The sequence below is a fragment of the Anaerostipes hadrus ATCC 29173 = JCM 17467 genome, from assembly GCF_030296915.1.
Taxonomy (GTDB): Bacteria; Bacillota; Clostridia; order Lachnospirales; family Lachnospiraceae; genus Anaerostipes; species Anaerostipes hadrus.
On sequence record NZ_AP028031.1, the window covers coordinates 2,760,001 to 2,777,488 of the forward strand.

Here is a 17,488-nt window from a genome sequence, read left to right on the forward strand (position 1 = left end):
CGGATAACGCTTGCCCCCTACGTATTACCGCGGCTGCTGGCACGTAGTTAGCCGGGGCTTCTTAGTCAGGTACCGTCATTTTCTTCCCTGCTGATAGAGCTTTACATACCGAGATACTTCTTCACTCACGCGGCGTCGCTGCATCAGGGTTTCCCCCATTGTGCAATATTCCCCACTGCTGCCTCCCGTAGGAGTTTGGGCCGTGTCTCAGTCCCAATGTGGCCGTTCACTCTCTCAAGCCGGCTACTGATCGTCGCCTTGGTGAGCCGTTACCTCACCAACCAGCTAATCAGACGCGGGTCCATCCTGTACCACCGGAGTTTTTACCCCTGCACCATGCGGTGCTGTGGTCTTATGCGGTATTAGCAGTCATTTCTGACTGTTATCCCCCTGTACAGGGTAGGTTACCCACGCGTTACTCACCCGTCCGCCACTCAATCACCAAATCTTCAGTTCCGAAGAAAATCAAATAAGGTGTTTCGTTCGACTTGCATGTGTTAAGCACGCCGCCAGCGTTCATCCTGAGCCAGGATCAAACTCTCATGTTCAATGTTGATCCAAGTTCAAGAAGCACTAGCTTCTTTATCCTTGTTAATTACTGTTCTCTATAAAGAACGTTCGTTGATTTTTACTAAAATCATCTGAAAAATTCATTAGAATTTTCAAGGTTGTCTTATTGTTCAGTTGTCAAAGATCTTTTTTGTGATCCGCTTCGTATAAGAAGCTTTATCATTATATCACTTCGTTCTTAGCTTGTCAAGAACTTTTTTGATTTATTTTGTTGACCCGTTCTTCATAAGAACCGCAGCAACTTTTACATCATATCATGTTCTTTCTTACTTGTCAAGAACTTTTTTAATTCTTTTTTGAAACATTTTTTTCAAATCCCTTTGAAACAATATGTTCCTCACTGTCTCTCACAGACAGCTTAAATATAATATCATGCCATTTCTTTTATGTCAACACCTTTTTTCATTTTTTCTATTTTTATTATTTAACACTCTCATCATTATTTCAAAAAGAAGGTATCCTGCAAATGAATCATTAAATGACATTTGCAAAATACCTTCTTTTTATTGTTGTAATAATTTCTGCGTTTCTATCTGTATCTGCTGTTTGATCATCTGTTCTAATGGATTCGTTTCCACCATTGTCTGCATAACTTCACTTCCGCCAACGATCTGAGCATATTCAGATTCCATTCCAACATGTGGCATCAATGAAATAAAAAATACAACTACCATAATGATCAAGGAACCTTTGATCAATCCAAGTGCTGCTCCTGCTACCTTGTTAATAAACCCAACACCTGGAACCCTTGTAACTTTATTTGCAAGACGTATTACCACTGAAAAAATAATTTTACATACGATCATCAACCCCATATATGCAATCATATATGCAATTCGATCTGTAACAATCGTTCCCTGGATTTCTGGTACATTTTGAATCACTATTTCTTTAAAATATGCCGCGCCTTTATAAGCGATCGCAAAAGTTAAAATCCATGATGCAAGATTCAGCATACTTTTAATGAGTCCTCTTCGATAACCTATGATCATCTGCAAGATCAAATAGATTCCAAAAACAGCTACGATAATTTCTCCCATATGTACTCCATTCTAGTATATCTCTGATAAATTTGTACTATTTTCATAGGTTATCAGATATTTCTGTCTTTTTCCTGTTGGTGAAATATTGACAATCCGTTTCTTAAAGTCTTTCTTAAACATTTCATGTCCAGCAAAATTCACAATTGAACAATGATAATTTCCAGCCAACAATAATTCTTTCTCTCCTAATAATAATTTATTATATTCTGAAGAGAATTTATGTGACATCAATTTTCTTCCTGTTTTATTATATACGACTGCTTCATATTTTTCTTGATCTGTTTTTTTCTGATCTTCAAATACGAATGCTGCGTAATCATCATTCACCGCAACACTACTCACATCTTTATCAAATGATATCGTTTGCTTTTTAGAAATTGTTTTTCCTACTTTAAAGAAAATCATCTGATCATCTCCAATTGCCACAGCTTTAGAATCACCCATAAAGCTCACTTTCGGAATTACCGTATCTTTAAAATCAAAGCCACCGATCATCTGATCTCCACTGTCTTCACCTTCCTGTCCAAAATTATACAGTGCAACTCTGCTTTTTACATTAATCCCATCAACGACAAGATAACTGACCAAAAGATCTTGTCCATCTGATGACAGATCAATATCCATTGGATATCCATTTTGATCAGATGTGACTTTGATACTTACCAGTTTCTTCTGTGCTGCATCATATAATTCTATATAATTTCCATTATCACCGTGAAGAATTAAAGCAATTACACCTTGTTTTGCCACTTCCAAATCTACGATTGGATAAGATACACTAAATTTTTTCATCTGTCCATCTGAATCAAGTAACGCAATCTCATTCCCATTCTTGGATGCAACTACAATATAGTTCCCACAATAAGATGCCTGTGGATTCTTAATGGAATATGTTTTATTCCATTTTTCATTTCCTTTTCCATCTAAGAAAGAAATCCCATCTTCGCTGTAACAGATCGTTCCTTTCTTATATGCAAATGACTGAAATGATTCTGTCAGCTCTTTTGTGATCGTTTTTACAACCTTCATCCTGTGATATGTCCGATAGCGATATGCAAATATTGTACATATACATACAACCACAAACGCTATGATCAATCCCATACGATATTTTTTCTTTTTTTCTCTTAGAAATAATGCATTTTGAATGTTCTCATTGGAATTGACATAAAGAGAAAACCCTGATTTCGTCTTTTGTTCCATAAAATACCTTCCATTTTCTAATCAATCATCATCTCTGAATACAGGTAAGTATACCTTATTCAATGAAATGTGTCCAGTCTACACATATTTCCTAGTTTAAATATCATCGAAGTGTTCCAGGAATGATCAACTTCTGTCCTGGGTAAATCTGATTTTCGTCAGACAATGCATTTGCCTTTTTGATTCTTTGAACAAGCTTCTGGGTCCCATATACCTTCCGACTGATCGATACTAACGTCTCTCCACTTTTTACGGTATATGTATAAGACTTGTATTGCCCAGAACTTACTTTTTGAGTTTTCTGTTTTTGTTTTATTGTGGGTTGTGTTGTTTTTTGTTCCTTTTTATGTATTGAAGTTTGTGTTGCCGAATCTAATGTTTTTGTTATTTTTACACTCGTTGTTGATGATTTTGTTGATGATTTTGTTGAAATTTGATCCGACACCCCTTTTCCCATCGTATGCACCGCACCATTTACAACCTCTTTAAAATTTATACTCTGATCTTGTCCAGCATAATAATACATCGTACCTCCCATGATCATCATGATCGTAACTGCTGCTGCCGTTGAAATATTCCGAATCCTTCCTTTTCTCTGATTACTCTTGGTTTTTTTGGATATCTTTTCACGAAACTGCCGGATCAATTTCTCATCTCTTCGACTCTCCATCATTTTTTCATATGTCTGCACCTCTTTTATATCTTGTCTTCGTTCCACAAGATAATTCTGCATCATCGGATTTTTTTCATAATATATATAGTATCCATTTTGCCTTGAGAGATCTTCTCCTCGAAAAACATAAAATGCATCTTCTCCTTCCAGATTATCCATCATATATAACACTTTTCCTTCTCCTGGAAAATTTTCAAAATGTGTCTTTTTTATTTTATCATTGAGTCGAACCGAAAATCCCATTCTTAAAAGTGCCCATCCGATGACATCCAGACCAGAAAACAATCGCTCCTTCTGTTGATATATCTCTCTCCATACTTCATCATCAAATACTGTTTCATCAAGATCCAATTCCAGATTCTGTCCCTCGATCGCTCCTCTTATAAAAATAACAAGATCATTTCCAATCTGCTTTTTCTCTCCAAATAAAATTGCTCCTCTTACATATGTATTTTTGTCCATGGATAAAGAATTTAAAAATGTTATAACATAATCTTCAATATATACTTTTGTGTGTCCTGCTGGACTTCCAATCTGCCTGATATTTTTAGGCAACTGCTGCTCTGTTTTCACGAAAAAACCTCCTTTTCTTCCATTTCACAAAAACCTTATCATAAAGAGATAAAAATTTTTATCAAACAACGTCGAGACGTTAAAATTTTTTTACATACTTCTTTTCTTTTTGTATACACTAAAAAGAGAATTTAAATCAGGAGGACGATCTATTGTTAAAAAAAATATCTTACTATCATCCAGATTCCCCTTATGCTCTTATGAAATTTCAAAATGATCTGCTACATTATCTCAAAATAAAGCATAAAAAAAATCAGCCCCTCGTCATTGTCTGTATCGGTACAGACCGCGCGACTGGTGACTGTCTTGGACCACTCGTTGGTCAGGCATTGCTTCCTTCTCCTCAATATTCAGTTTTTGGGACTTTAAAAGAACCTATTCACGCTAAAAATCTCAATCAAACTTTTAAAGAAATTTATTCTGTCTGCCAAAATCCTTTCATCATCGCTGTCGATTCCTGTCTCGGTTATGCACAGCATGTTGGATGTATTACACTCTCCCCTCTCCCACTACTTCCTGGCCGAGGCGTTTCAAAACAACTCCCACCGATCGGACAATTATCAATCACTGGAATTGTAAATGTCTTTTCTGATTCCGTTTCAAACGAATCTGTAATTCAAAACACTCGACTTCACACCGTTATAAAATTAGCGGATTTTATCACAAATGGTATAAAATCCGCTAATATCCCTTCTATATATCAAGTTTCATGTCCCCATCCTTGATCAATCCTGCTCTACGCATCGCTTCCGAAATAAAATATGTCAAAAATGCAGGAGCTATGATCTGCATAACCAGTATCATGACAATAACAGTCACTGCAGAAGTTCCTCCTGTTGTCATCGTCTTATATGTCATCATTGGTCCCACAAACCCTGCCGTTCCCATACCAGAACCAATTGCATTATTCGTCATTTTTAAAACTACAGTAGAGATCGGACCAAGAATGGCACTTGTAATGATCGGTGGCAGCCAGATCAATGGTTTTCTTACAATATTGGGAACCTGTAACATCGATGTTCCTATTCCCTGTGCCAATAGACCTCCAATTCCATTCTCCCGTAAACTGGCCGTCGCAAATCCGATCATCTGTGCACAACACCCAATCGTTGCTGCTCCTGCGGCAATTCCAGAAAGATTCAAAATAATTCCAAGTGCTGCTGAACTGATCGGAAGAGTTAACGCCATACCCATCAATACAGAAACAACAATTCCCATCAAAAATGGCTGCTGTTCTGTTCCCCATCGAATCATCTCTCCGATCTGTTTCATGAGATCTGAAATATATGGTCCAACCGTTAACCCCACGATTCCACCACATACGATCGTTGTTAATGGCGTCAAAATAATATCAAGCTTTGTTCTTCCAATGAAAATCCTTCCAATCTCTATTCCTATGTAAGCCGCTACAAATGCTCCAAGAGGCTCTCCTGGGCCACTTAATAGGATTTTGCCACTTGAACTTACACTTCCATTCAATAAGCCAGAAGCAAAAGCTCCGATCATACCCGTACTTGCGGCAGATGCACATACAAGTGTTGATTCTCCTAATTTACTTGCAACTCCAATTCCAATTCCAGCTCCCGTCAATACTTTAGCAATCGATGCAACCATAACGATCATATTTCCTATATCTCCTCCTATGATCGTTCCGGCTTGTTCTAAAATCGTTCCAATGATCAATGTTGCAAATAATCCTATTGCCATTCCTGACAATCCATCTATAAAAATCCGTTTTAAAATTTTCATGCTCCATCTCCCTTTTAACGTAATGTTTTTTTTAGTATAACATACCTATTTTGCTTTACAAGAAACAAAAATACTTCTATACTAAGTCAAAAGAAGTAACTATTTACCAATTTATTAAGGCAGGAGTTTATTTATGTTTCGTATGTGGGGCAAGATTTTTCATGAAAATCATATGTTAAAAGACACTGTAATCTGTATAGATAGTGATCTGAATCGAACTAGAAAAGTATATCAGGCATTGGAAGAGATCTGTTATGAATTTGATCTTTCTAAACCACTCTGGCTTGATCACAATAAAAACGACTTTATCCATCATTCAAAAACCAGATTTAATTCTGACAGTTTTGTAGAAGATATTGATTTTGATTTTCTTGAAATTCAGGTAATTGAAGAAGACTAAATAATTTTATATTTTCTTTTGAAATCGTTTACAAAACCACAAGACAAATGGAGATTATTTATATGAAGGGAAACGGTCACCCCACAAACAATCAGAATATTTCTGAATATGTTGCACTTTTATATCAGAAATATTCGCATAAATTATACTGTAATGCTTTTCATTACACGTCAAATCCAAGTATTGCTGAAGATGGTGTTCAGCAGATATTTGAAAAAATTCTTTTACATCCTGACACAACATTACATGTACCTGAACACGAGATTATCTATTATCTCTTTGCTATACAGCGTAATGTGATGTATACACTAACTATGGATGAGTATAAAAATTCTCACTATCCTTTAGATTATGATGATGGTAACGATATTTCTCGTAATCTCATTGATCCTGAGGATCTGTTTATCCGTTATATTTATCTTGATTCTCTCAAGATCATTTTCTCAACACTAACACCTGATTTTCGTGATACTATAATTTTTCATTATTTCTATGGATTTAAATATAGTGAGATTGCATGTATGTTTCATATTTCTGAAAGAGCAGTTAAGAAAAGAATTGCTGTAGCCAAGAAACGCGTAAGAACCATGTTTCAGAAAGAGGATTTCCTATGAACAATACAAATAAGAATATTTTTTTATTTTCTGGTTCCCTTTTTTCTTCAAAAATCGGTTTACTATATATAAGAGAGTGAACATTGTATTTTAAACGCATAATAATAACAGCAGGATTACCGATTACAAGATAGCAACAGGCAGTCAAAAAAACAGGACACCCTGTATTCGTCCGTATATAGAATATAATTTTCATTGATGACAGGTCTCATCTCTGAATCATATCTCAGATATAATGGATTCTCTCTTATAAATTCCACAAATGTATGGATTCTCATCATCTCCATACAAAATACAACAGGTCAGAGATTAATACTCTGACCTGTTATTCATTTTCTATTTTGTTGTACTTCCAAAGCCGCCATTTCTGACTTCTGTTGCATCATCATCGATCGTAACTCCGTACTGCATAAAGATTCCCTGTACCATGCCAGTTCCCTGTGCCACTGAAACTGTCTTACCTTCATTGGTGTCATTTGTTAATTTTACAAAAATGTGACCTTCATTGTCGGAATAAAAATAATCGCTGTCAATAATACCGACTGTATTATTCATCTGAAGACGGAATTTAAATCCTAATCCACTTCTTGGAAAAATATTTAATACCCAATCAGATTCAATAAAAACTCGGATTCCTGTTGGAATCTTGATTGTTTCTCCTGGTTTTAATTCAAAATCAACCGGACTAAAAAAGTCGTATCCTGCTGATCCTCTAGTCGCTCTCTTTGGCAATTTGATCTGGTCATAGATTTCTTTGATTTCTTCTTCTGAAGCTCCTGGAAAACTATCATCCCAGCTTTCTTTGAACTGTTCAAAACTTACTTTATGAAATTGTGCTATCTTATTCATCTGTATCTCCTAATTATAAATGATATTCTGCGTATCTGTTAATATTTATAACGTTCCTTATTTTATCAAACTAACGAATTTCTTTCAATAGTCCGGTAGTTTTTTCAATCCCTCAAATCGGTATCCCTCTTTTTTTAGGTTTATGATTACTGTCTCCAACGCTTCTGCGTTTGATCGCGATATATTATGTATGAGTGGGATCGCACCTTTATGCGTATATTTTTGAAAATGTTCTATCACATAGTCTTTTCCAGGCTGTTGATCCACCTTAAAATCCACGTAAGCCATACTCCAGAAAATTGTCCGATATCCCATCTTTTTGGTTAATGCTAGTGTTCTCTCATTATACTCTCCCATTGGAGGCCGGATAAAAGGATCCATATCATATCCTGTTGCTTCTTTACAATACTGTGCACAATCTATGATCTCCTGTTTATTATCGCGATCTGACAATGTTGGCATGCTCTTATGATGTACCGTGTGATTTCCTACGATATGCCCCTCTTTTTTCATACGCTTTACGAGCTTTGCTTCCTCTCTGATAAATGGTTTTGTTACAAAAAAAGCTGCTACAACTTTTTGTCTTTTCAAAACATCCAGAATTTTTGGAGTAAATCCATTTTCATATCCGCAATCAAACGTCAGATAAATCTTTTTTTCTGTGCATTTTGGATCTACATAATATGCATCATATTTTGACAGATCTATTTTCTGTGAAACCTCTGGCTGCTGATGTTCCTCATTTCTTTTAAACCACCAACTTTCAATCCCTTGCGAAACATTTCCCACCGTCTTGTATATCTGTATTGTTGAATCTTGGTGCGTATCCTGCTTTTTCTTTTTCTGCTCTTCGATTTGTCCCCTGCATCCACTAAGTAATATTCCTGTTATACAAACTAAGATCATCTGAAAAATCCTTCGATATTTCATAAAAACACCCACACAACCCCTTTTTCTTATATGTATTATCCAATTTCTCACTTTATAAGTCTTTTATAAAATCTTTTAATATCTGCAGATCTTCATCTGTCAACTGACATTCTCTGGAACTTGCAATCTCTCCCCAATGCTCTTCGATATTCGCTACCTGTTTCTTTTCTTTTTTTATCTCTTCTTTTTTCTTATTTTCTAAATTTTCTTTATAATTTTGTTTTTTTGTATAATTCAACATTCGATTTGGTAATATATTTTCCAAATAGTTGATCAGATTAATTTTTATTTTCCTCTTCATCTGATCCATTTTTGTTAAATAATCCATCATAAAGATGGAAATTCCACATACAACTCCAATGATCAAATTTCTTCCCCAGAAATTAATATCTGCATTCATTGCTATTCCACGAATAGCGCCCAGACATCCAAGACCTACACAGATAATTGCACAAAACCCTGGAATCTGTTCCAGGAAAAACGAATTTATCCCCAATATCTTGTCCGCTTCAAAATATTTATCCACAATACAGCTGATATTATTCACTTTTGTTTGCAGATTATAATAGTTTTCTATTTTCTTTTTTAATGTGCCGATCCAATACCGTTTTGGTCTCTCCATTTCTTCTGAAGATACTAACAATCTATGATAATTTGCCCAAACTATGACCTTAGTAAGAACTGCGATCACCATTGCTGTTATAAATCCTTTCATAAAAAAAGTTTCCCTTAACATTTCCATAGATACCACTCCTTTTCATCATATATATGTTACTTATGATTATAAAAGGATATCTATCGAAACTTAAGAGAAACCGTCCTACAAAGTTAGACTACATTCTGTCTAATATTCCAAGAACCAGACGAACAATGTGTTTTATTGCCGCTTTTTCAAATTCTTCGTAACTTCCTGCTGCTTCCTGATCTGCTTTATCAGAGATCGCACGAAGAATGATAAATGGAATCTGATTTAAATGTGCTGCCTGTGCCATCGCTGCACCTTCCATCTCTGCACAGTATCCATCAAATTCATTGATCAGATAATGTTTCTTCTTATTATCTGAAATAAACTGATCACCACTGACTACTCTTCCAACATAGCTGTGGATATCTGGATTCACTTCGTCACATGTCTTCTTGGCAAGTTCGATCAGATCTTTATCTGCCTCAAAATAAGAAGTATCCATTCTAGGGATTTCCCCAACTTTATATCCAAAAACAGTTGCATCTACATCATGCTGAACTGCATCTTTGGAGATTACAATGTCCCCAATCTCAATGTCTTTATATAGTCCACCTGCAACACCTGTATTGATCACAGCTTTTACATCAAAACGGTCTGCAAGAATTTGTGTGCATAATGCCATATTTACCTTACCAATTCCACTCTGCACGATCACAACTTCTTTATCTTTTAACTTTCCACAATAAAAATCCATACCTGCACAGGTTACTTTTTCTTTTTCTTCCATAGCTTCGATCAGCTGACTGACTTCTTCTTCCATGGCTCCAATGATACCAATCATATGTTATCTCCTTTTCTTTTATGTTGATTTCAGTTTACGAGAAATCGTAATTTATGTCAAATAAGAATCTCTTGAAATACACACTCTCTTGCACTATAATTTGTTGTGTATCTAGGCATTTTACCAGATACTGAATTTTTGAAATATATTTACAGGAGGATAATAGAATTATGGTATATAAAACAAAAGGAACTTGTTCCAGTGAAATTGAATTTGAGGTAGAAAACGGAATCTTAACAGATATCCATTTTGTTGGTGGATGTCAGGGAAATACAACTGGTGTCGCTGCATTAGCAAAGGGACTGCCTATTGATGAAGTTATCGACAAATTATCTGGAATTCAGTGTGGTTTCCGTGGAACTTCTTGTCCAGACCAGCTTTCTAAAGCACTGATCGCGTACAAAGAAAATAATTAATCGGGGTGAAAAGATCATGAAACGAATCGTATTAACCGGTGGAGGAACTGCCGGACATGTTACACCAAATATGGCACTTGTACCGAAACTGATCGATGAAGGATATAATATTTATTATATTGGTTCTTACGAAGGTATGGAAAAGAAACTGATCGAAGATATCGGTGTTACTTACTATGGAATTTCTTCTGGAAAGCTTCGCCGCTATTTCGATATCAAAAACTTCTCTGATCCATTCAGAGTTATCAAAGGATTTTTTGAAGCAAAGAAGATCTTAAAGAAACTTCGTCCAGACGTTGTATTTTCCAAAGGTGGCTTTGTCACTGTGCCTGTTGTGATCGCTGCCAAACAGCTCCATATTCCCGTGATCATTCATGAATCTGATATGACTCCAGGATTAGCAAACAAGTTAAGTATTCCTAGTGCAAGTAAAGTATGCTGCAACTTCCCTGAGACAGTAAAACTTCTCCCTGAAGGAAAAGCTGTACTAACAGGTTCTCCGATCCGTGAAGAATTATTTACAGGAAAATGTGAAGAAGGACTTCGTCTGTGTGGATTTACAGAAGAAAAACCTGTACTTCTTGTTATTGGTGGAAGTCTTGGATCTGTTGCGATCAACAATGCGATCCGCAGTAACATTGATGCGTTACTTGAAAAATACCAGATCATTCATCTGTGTGGACGTAATAACTTAGATGAAAGCCTTGAGGGCAGAGAAGGTTACAAACAGTTTGAATATGTCAAAGATGAGTTAAAACATTATTTTGCATGTGCAAATGTTGTTGTGTCCCGTGCTGGAGCGAATGCGATCTGTGAGCTTCTTGCACTTAGAAAGCCAAATATCCTGATTCCTCTTGGATTAGAAGCCAGCCGTGGAGACCAGATCCTAAATGCTGAATCTTTTGAGAATCAGGGATACAGCTATGTGCTTCAGGAGAAGGATGTTACAAGCGAAACTTTATTGAATGCTGTTAACAGCGTTTATGAAGATCGTGATAAATATATTGAAGCTATGCATCATAGTAAGCTTGCAAATCCGATCGAGACAATCGTGAATCTGGCAAATCAGTTAGCTTCTCGAAAAAAGAAACGATGATTTTATTAATTGCTCATAAAAAACGAGAGAAATTAAAAATTTCTCTCGTTTTTTATTTTTACATGTATTATATCCAAAAAAATTAAAAAATTAGCATATTTTTTAATTTTTTATGTTATACTTCTATTATTATTAAAATTCACTTTATATTTTTTAAGGAGGACAACTATGGATTATCACATTTTAAAAAAATATCGATATACAAACCGAAATCAATTTGAATCTATCTATTCTTCCCGATATGAAAATGAACTGGCATTACATTATGATTTTGAAATTCATGGTTTTCCATGCTTTTCACTCCCAACTACCGAAATTTTAAATTTAACATCAAGAATCTATAAACTTACCCAGACTTTAATCTATTTAAAATCAAAACTCCCTCAGATTGCTCTGGAGCAATATACTCAAACTTGTCTTGTAGATGAAGTAAAACTTACAAATGAAATTGAAGGCGTAAATAGTACTCGACGTGAGATCCAAGATATATTAAATACACAATCGATCACAAAAAAAAATATGCGTCTTTATGGATTAGTTCAAAAATATAATTTACTAAAAAATTCTGAAAAAATTTCAATTCATAATTGTTCTGACATTCGAAATATTTACAATGAATTAGTGAGTGAAGAAATTAAAAATAATGATCCTTTGAATCTTCCAGATGGAATTTTTTTTCGAAGAAAATCTGTTTCCGTTTACAGTCCACATATGAAAGAAATTCACCGTGGAATATCTGGAGAAACCGAAATTATTGCCTGTATGGAAAAAGCTTTATTTATATTGCATAATAAATCCATTCCTCCTTTGATTCGAATCTCCGTCTTTCATTATCTATTTGGATATATCCATCCATTTTATGATGGAAACGGAAGAACAAATCGTTTTATCAGCAGTTATCTTTTATCTAAGGAATTAGAGCCTCTGATTAGCTATCATTTAGCAAAAACAATAAAACAAAATATTTCCAAATATTATAAAAGTTTTGATTATACAAATGATACTGATAATCGTGGTGACCTAACTGGTTTTATTACAAATTTTCTAGAAATTATTCTTGCATCCATTGAAGCATTAATCGATTCTCTGGAAGACAAAATAGAACGTTTGCATTATTTCGAGCAAATATTATTATCTAATTTTAAAGATAAAACGGATTACGGAATTCTTCATTTACTATTACAGAATTCTTTATTTGGTCTGGAACCATTGTCTGCCAGAGAAATGGCTGAAATGCTTGATAAATCTTATGTTACGATTAATAATCGTTTGAAGAAAGATTCCATCAAAACACTATTACAATCTGATATACCTCATAAATATGATTTGGATTTAGATATTTTAAAAACTTTATGATTAGATAACAACAAAACACGAGACTGCTACCTTCTATGGCAATCTCGTGTTTTTATTTTTCAGAAAAAACTATACGCTACTATTTATTTTTTCATTATTTCACTTTGCAAGATCTTACTGCACTGTATGCACCGTAAACTTTAGATTTTCCTACTGTCTTGTATGCACGTACTTTTACAAAATATTTTTTCTTTGCTTTTAACTTCTTGATGACTTTCTTATATGTCTTGTAAGATTTTACTGTGTATGTCTTTGCACCTTTGAAGTTTTTCTTAGTTGCGATCTTGATCTGGTATCCAGATACGTTTTTGTCTTTCTTCCATGTAACTGTTAATTTTTTCTTTCCTGCTTTTACTTTTGCTGTCTGTTTCTTAACTGTTACTTTTTTGACTGGTTTTACAGCTGGTTTTGTCGCTGTTGTTGTAGCTGCAGGCTTTGTTGCTGTTGTTGTAGCATCTGATGGCTTTGTTGCTGTTGTATCAAACTTATATGGTACATATGTATCATCAATATCATATTTCACTACACCATTTTCTGTATAATATGTTACTGCATCAATTGTTTTTCCCATCATAGATTTATAATGTTCTCCAGAAATTGGGCAACCATGAGACTGTGTTGTAAATCCTGTTCCCCATGCAAATTCTGTCCCTTTCCAGATATTTTCTACATGTCTTAATCCATATTGTGTTCCATCAGTTGTTGTGATCACTGCTGCAAGAACTTTCGTATTCCCACTGATCTGATCACTATCCGCAACCTTATCAAAGTTTAAATTTAATTGATAATCTCCATACTTAGATGATGTCTTAAACTTCTCAATCGCTGCACCTTCTACTGTTTTTTCAGTTGCTGTAGTCTTGCCAAAAGAATAAGATCCATCTTCATTTACAGTTAATTCTTTATAGTACGCTGGTGCTGTTGTACCTAATTCATAATATGAATAATCTGCACTTTCAAATAAAGCATCTTTGCCTTTATATTCTGTTGTTGTTTCTTTTCCTTTCATATTTACTGTAATTGAAACTTTAGAAGCGTCTGTAATTTTTGTTAATTTAGATAGATCTGTTCCTGCTTTGATCTTTACAGGATAAGTGATTCCTGAAATATGCTCTCCAGTATTGTCTGCATGATAAGATCCATTGGCTAATGTACTTTTTGTTTTTGTCTTTGTTGCTGAAGTTGTCGCATCTACTTTTACATCATTTTTATTTAATTCTGCCTTATAAAAATCAGCATATGGGATATTCATCAACACATATATATCTTGTTCCTTATTCGTTTCATCTGCCTTAACAACAGATATACCATTATTAAATACTGCTGGCACACTTACAGGTCCTGCCAACATTGCAGCAGCCATAGCTACTGTTAAACCTTTTTTCCACATTCCTTTTCTCATGTGAACCTCCTTCAAGTTATAATAGTTAATAGCTTCATACAAAAATATAAGTACTGAAATATCTTTGTATATTTATCTTGATTTTTGCATATTCCGAATCTAATTGAGAATTTTTCGCATTTAGTTAGTTTTAGCTAACTGTCATTTTTTAAGAAAGGTGCCTTTATAAGTGATCAGACACCTTGCTATTTCGTCAATTATCTTACAAACTTTGTGCAAAAATACAGACTCCAATAAATAATACAAGCTTCAGGAGAATGATAACGATTTCGTTACCTTTTAATTTCTTACCTGAACCCAAATGGATGTTTTGTTTTGGGCACACATCCACACATTGCATACAGTAGATACATTCCCCGCCATTCTTCTGGTCCCTTTTGATCTGATAATCTACAGGGCACTTAATCTCACATGCACGGCACTTTGGAATGCAGTTGCTTCGGTCTCTGTCGAGTACGGAAAACGGCAATGTCGGTAACCATGCAAAGATTGCTCCCATTGGACATAGATATTGGCAGAAAAATCTTTCTTTAAGGCACATACCTACCAGTATAAGTACAAAGATGACCCATCCGGCTAAATAACTGGCGTCTGGAATCTTACCTGTGTACAACATGGAAAATACTTCCCAAGGACTGGTTCCATGGAACTTTTTTGTAAATCCTAATGCATAAATCAGCATTAAGACTAATAACACTATATATTTCATTTTCTGAAGTTTCCGTCCTGTTTCTTCTGATACCCACGGAAGCTTCTTTTTTACTTTTTTCTGAATCCATTGGGATAGGGCATACATTCCATCTCCCAAGGTTCCAAATGCACAAGCATAGCCACAGAAGAATCTGCCAAACAAAATAGTGAATCCGCATAATGCGATCAGCATTACAAGAAATGCATTATGTTCGATCGGCTTGCCTGCCCTGATCTGTTCGATCACATACCTCACACCAGAAAATGCTGATGTATATAACGCCGGCATCCATAGGAAAAAGATGATCTGGATGATCTGCCGGGCGAGACGTCTTATATCTCTCTTTTGTCTAAGGTTCATTATGACGCCTCCTTCAAAGCATTTCGTACCGCTGCAATAATACCTTTTGAACTGTATGTCGCTCCACTTGCTACATCAACATCGGCTGTCTGCTTTTGTTTCATTGTATCTATGATTTTTTTTGCATTATTAAAATATGCACTGTCTTCATTTTTCGCTTCTTTAATCTGAATGTCATCGATAGAACCATTTTTTATGGTTACACTCACAACAATCTGACCACCGAATCCCTGGCCGCTGCCTTCATAGGTTCCGTCTTTCCATGAACCCAAACCACTGTTCTCAGCTGCGATCTTCGCTTCTTTTTCTGCTCGGATCGTTGCAATATTATGATATGCAAAACATACTCCAACGATCAGCACAAGGTTTAGAAGTTTCATTAAGAAATGCTTATATTGTTTTAATTGTTTCATATCTCTTTCTTGTTCCTCTACCTATTGGTTAATCTTTGAAATTGCGTTCTTATATGCATTGATCAAGGCATTGCTTGAACATGTTGCTCCTGTTACCACGTCATAATTTTTTGAAGTATCCAATCCATTTGCGATCAATTGAGGAACTATCTTTTTTTCCGCATCCTTATACCATGATTGCATGCTTTTATCTGACCATTTTATATTTTGGATTCCTTTTACTTTTCCATCAGATGAAACTACAACTTCTAAAGTAAGATCATATGCGTCAAAATCTCCATCTTCATCTGGCTCACATACTGCACTTCCTGTATACGTTTGATCTGTCGGTGTTGTTGGTACAGTTGTTGTATTATCCTCAGATGAATTATCAGTATTCGTATTATTATCATTTGTACTATTGTTCGTATTATTTGTTTCTACTGTAGTTTCCGTATCTTTTTTCGCCAATGCTTTCTTTAATGCATCTCTGACTGCTTCCATGATACCTTTTGAACTATATGTAGCACCACTAACTGCATCAACTTTATCTGTATTAGCTGATTGTACCGCGATAATACTAAATGGCACTTCAGACCATGCACGTTCAAAATATGCTGCATCATCTTTCTCATTTTTCACAAGTTTGATCTCTACGATCTTGCTCTTCTTGATACGAACACTGACAGTGATCTTTCCTCTGAATCCTGTTCCAGTTCCTTCGTAAACACCATCTTTGTATGTTCCTGATACTTTCTCTGTTGTATCTTTCTTCGTTGTGTCCTTTGTTGTAGATGTAGAACTACTGTCACTAGATGATTTATTAACGGCCGCTTTGCTTAACGCATTACGCACGGCTTTGATAATACCATTGGAACTAAATGTAGCCCCACTGACAGCATCTACATTTGTGCTCTGCTTCTTAACCATCAATGGAAGTAAAATACCTTTTGCACGGTTAAAATACGCTGCATCATCATGATTTTCCAAAATTTTAATTGATTTGATCTTATTCTTTTTGATCGTCACAGAAACTTTTACAGTACCATGATATCCAGCGGCTGTACCAATAAATGTACCATCTTTGTATGTTCCTGATTCATCCGCTGTACCAACACTTCCTGCAGATTTTGCAGAAGATCCGCCTGCTTTTGCAGATGATTTATCTTCTTCCCCTGTTAACGCATTTTTTACTGCCTTAATGATTCCATTTGAACTGTAAGTTGCTCCACTGACAACATCAACTTTTAATGACTGCTTTGCCAGAATATTTTTGATCACACCTGCTGATGCACGATTGAAAAATGCGGCATCATCGGAATTACTTAATACTTTGATTGCTGTGATCTTATGATCTTTTACAGTAACTGAAACCTTTACCAAACCACGATATCCGTTTGCCTGTCCTTCATAAGTTCCATCCTTGATCTTGCTTAGATCAATATCCCCAGCATTTGCTTTCTTTGTTTTCTTTTTCGCTTGTGTCGTTGCAGCTTCTACCTGATTTTCAGAATTATTTTTTGATTTTTCTGACTTTGGTGCCGTATATCCAAAAACACTGTTTCCAACCAGACTGATCACAAAAATCGCAGGCACAAACTGAATCAGATTGACTTTCTTTAACTGATCAATGATCTTCATTTTT

18 protein-coding genes and 1 rRNA gene (1 of these 19 cut by a window edge) are annotated in these 17,488 nt (G+C 35.3%); 6 read left to right on the forward strand and 13 right to left on the reverse strand.

Annotated elements, in window-relative coordinates:
* The 4 genes from QUE18_RS13435 to QUE18_RS13450 form a co-directional block, all read right to left on the reverse strand.
* Positions 1–548 (reverse strand): 16S ribosomal RNA (locus QUE18_RS13435) (it extends 985 nt beyond the left edge of the window).
* 525 nt (positions 549–1,073) lie between these two features.
* On the reverse strand, positions 1,074–1,610 hold the full coding sequence (locus QUE18_RS13440; RefSeq protein WP_009203070.1) for a CvpA family protein: 537 nt from the start codon (positions 1,608–1,610) through the stop codon (positions 1,074–1,076).
* A 12-nt stretch (positions 1,611–1,622) separates the two neighbouring features.
* Positions 1,623–2,816, reverse strand: a complete 1,194-nt coding sequence (locus QUE18_RS13445) for a DUF5711 family protein (RefSeq protein WP_009203071.1) — start codon at positions 2,814–2,816, stop codon at positions 1,623–1,625.
* Positions 2,817–2,919: 103 nt separating this feature from the next.
* Positions 2,920–4,062, reverse strand: coding sequence for a LysM peptidoglycan-binding domain-containing protein (locus QUE18_RS13450; protein WP_009203072.1), 1,143 nt, complete (start codon positions 4,060–4,062; stop codon positions 2,920–2,922).
* 152 nt (positions 4,063–4,214) lie between these two features.
* On the opposite strand from QUE18_RS13450, the gene yyaC reads away from it, so the two are divergent.
* On the forward strand, positions 4,215–4,787 hold the full coding sequence (yyaC, locus tag QUE18_RS13455; protein WP_009203073.1) for a spore protease YyaC: 573 nt from the start codon (positions 4,215–4,217) through the stop codon (positions 4,785–4,787).
* On the opposite strand, the gene QUE18_RS13460 is transcribed toward yyaC, so the two are convergent.
* The gene (locus QUE18_RS13460; RefSeq protein WP_009203074.1) at positions 4,756–5,811 is read right to left on the reverse strand and encodes a PTS sugar transporter subunit IIC; all 1,056 of its coding nucleotides are present in this window, start codon (positions 5,809–5,811) and stop codon (positions 4,756–4,758) included. The two genes, yyaC and QUE18_RS13460, sit on opposite strands and share 32 nt — an antisense overlap.
* A 133-nt stretch (positions 5,812–5,944) precedes the next feature.
* Between QUE18_RS13460 and QUE18_RS13465 the strand changes: the two genes are divergently transcribed.
* Positions 5,945–6,211: a hypothetical protein gene (locus QUE18_RS13465; RefSeq protein WP_008393022.1), complete on the forward strand. Its 267-nt coding sequence runs from the start codon at positions 5,945–5,947 to the stop codon at positions 6,209–6,211.
* Between the two features lie 62 nt (positions 6,212–6,273).
* Positions 6,274–6,825 carry an RNA polymerase sigma factor gene (locus QUE18_RS13470; protein WP_242852696.1) on the forward strand — a complete coding sequence of 184 codons (552 nt, stop codon included), beginning with the start codon at positions 6,274–6,276 and terminating at the stop codon, positions 6,823–6,825.
* A 336-nt stretch (positions 6,826–7,161) separates the two neighbouring features.
* Here the strand turns inward: QUE18_RS13470 and QUE18_RS13475 are convergent, their stop codons facing one another.
* The 4 genes from QUE18_RS13475 to QUE18_RS13490 all read right to left on the reverse strand — a co-directional run bounded on the left by QUE18_RS13475 (position 7,162) and on the right by QUE18_RS13490 (position 10,130).
* A complete protein-coding gene (locus QUE18_RS13475) occupies positions 7,162–7,674 on the reverse strand; it encodes a dCTP deaminase/dUTPase family protein (RefSeq protein WP_008393019.1) in 513 nt (170 codons plus the stop codon).
* A gap of 84 nt (positions 7,675–7,758) precedes the next feature.
* Positions 7,759–8,604, reverse strand: a complete 846-nt coding sequence (locus QUE18_RS13480) for a polysaccharide deacetylase family protein (RefSeq protein ID WP_009203076.1) — start codon at positions 8,602–8,604, stop codon at positions 7,759–7,761.
* 52 nt (positions 8,605–8,656) lie between these two features.
* Positions 8,657–9,319, reverse strand: a complete 663-nt coding sequence (locus QUE18_RS13485; protein WP_226799505.1) for a hypothetical protein — start codon at positions 9,317–9,319, stop codon at positions 8,657–8,659.
* A gap of 118 nt (positions 9,320–9,437) precedes the next feature.
* Positions 9,438–10,130 (reverse strand): 5'-methylthioadenosine/adenosylhomocysteine nucleosidase, encoded by a 693-nt coding sequence (locus tag QUE18_RS13490; protein WP_008393016.1) that lies wholly within the window; start codon positions 10,128–10,130, stop codon positions 9,438–9,440.
* A 170-nt stretch (positions 10,131–10,300) separates the two neighbouring features.
* On the opposite strand from QUE18_RS13490, the gene QUE18_RS13495 reads away from it, so the two are divergent.
* The 3 genes from QUE18_RS13495 (at position 10,301) to QUE18_RS13505 (ending at position 12,998) form a co-directional block, all read left to right on the forward strand.
* Positions 10,301–10,546, forward strand: a complete 246-nt coding sequence (locus QUE18_RS13495) for a TIGR03905 family TSCPD domain-containing protein (RefSeq protein ID WP_008393015.1) — start codon at positions 10,301–10,303, stop codon at positions 10,544–10,546.
* 16 nt (positions 10,547–10,562) lie between these two features.
* A complete protein-coding gene (locus QUE18_RS13500) occupies positions 10,563–11,642 on the forward strand; it encodes an undecaprenyldiphospho-muramoylpentapeptide beta-N-acetylglucosaminyltransferase (protein ID WP_009203078.1) in 1,080 nt (359 codons plus the stop codon).
* Positions 11,643–11,810: 168 nt separating this feature from the next.
* Positions 11,811–12,998 (forward strand): Fic family protein, encoded by a 1,188-nt coding sequence (locus QUE18_RS13505; protein ID WP_009203079.1) that lies wholly within the window; start codon positions 11,811–11,813, stop codon positions 12,996–12,998.
* A gap of 94 nt (positions 12,999–13,092) precedes the next feature.
* Here QUE18_RS13505 and QUE18_RS13510 read toward each other — a convergent pair whose 3' ends face one another.
* The 4 genes from QUE18_RS13510 to QUE18_RS13525 form a co-directional block, all read right to left on the reverse strand.
* Positions 13,093–14,400, reverse strand: coding sequence for a fibronectin type III domain-containing protein (locus QUE18_RS13510; RefSeq protein ID WP_009203080.1), 1,308 nt, complete (start codon positions 14,398–14,400; stop codon positions 13,093–13,095).
* 202 nt (positions 14,401–14,602) lie between these two features.
* Positions 14,603–15,451 carry a 4Fe-4S binding protein gene (locus QUE18_RS13515; protein ID WP_009203081.1) on the reverse strand — a complete coding sequence of 283 codons (849 nt, stop codon included), beginning with the start codon at positions 15,449–15,451 and terminating at the stop codon, positions 14,603–14,605.
* Complete coding sequence (locus tag QUE18_RS13520; RefSeq protein ID WP_009203082.1) at positions 15,451–15,864, reverse strand: FMN-binding protein; 414 nt, start codon at positions 15,862–15,864, stop codon at positions 15,451–15,453. Before QUE18_RS13520 ends, QUE18_RS13515 begins: the two co-directional genes overlap by 1 nt.
* Positions 15,865–15,885: 21 nt before the next feature.
* On the reverse strand, positions 15,886–17,484 hold the full coding sequence (locus tag QUE18_RS13525; RefSeq protein ID WP_009203083.1) for an FMN-binding protein: 1,599 nt from the start codon (positions 17,482–17,484) through the stop codon (positions 15,886–15,888).
* Between the last annotated feature and the right edge of the window lie 4 nt (positions 17,485–17,488).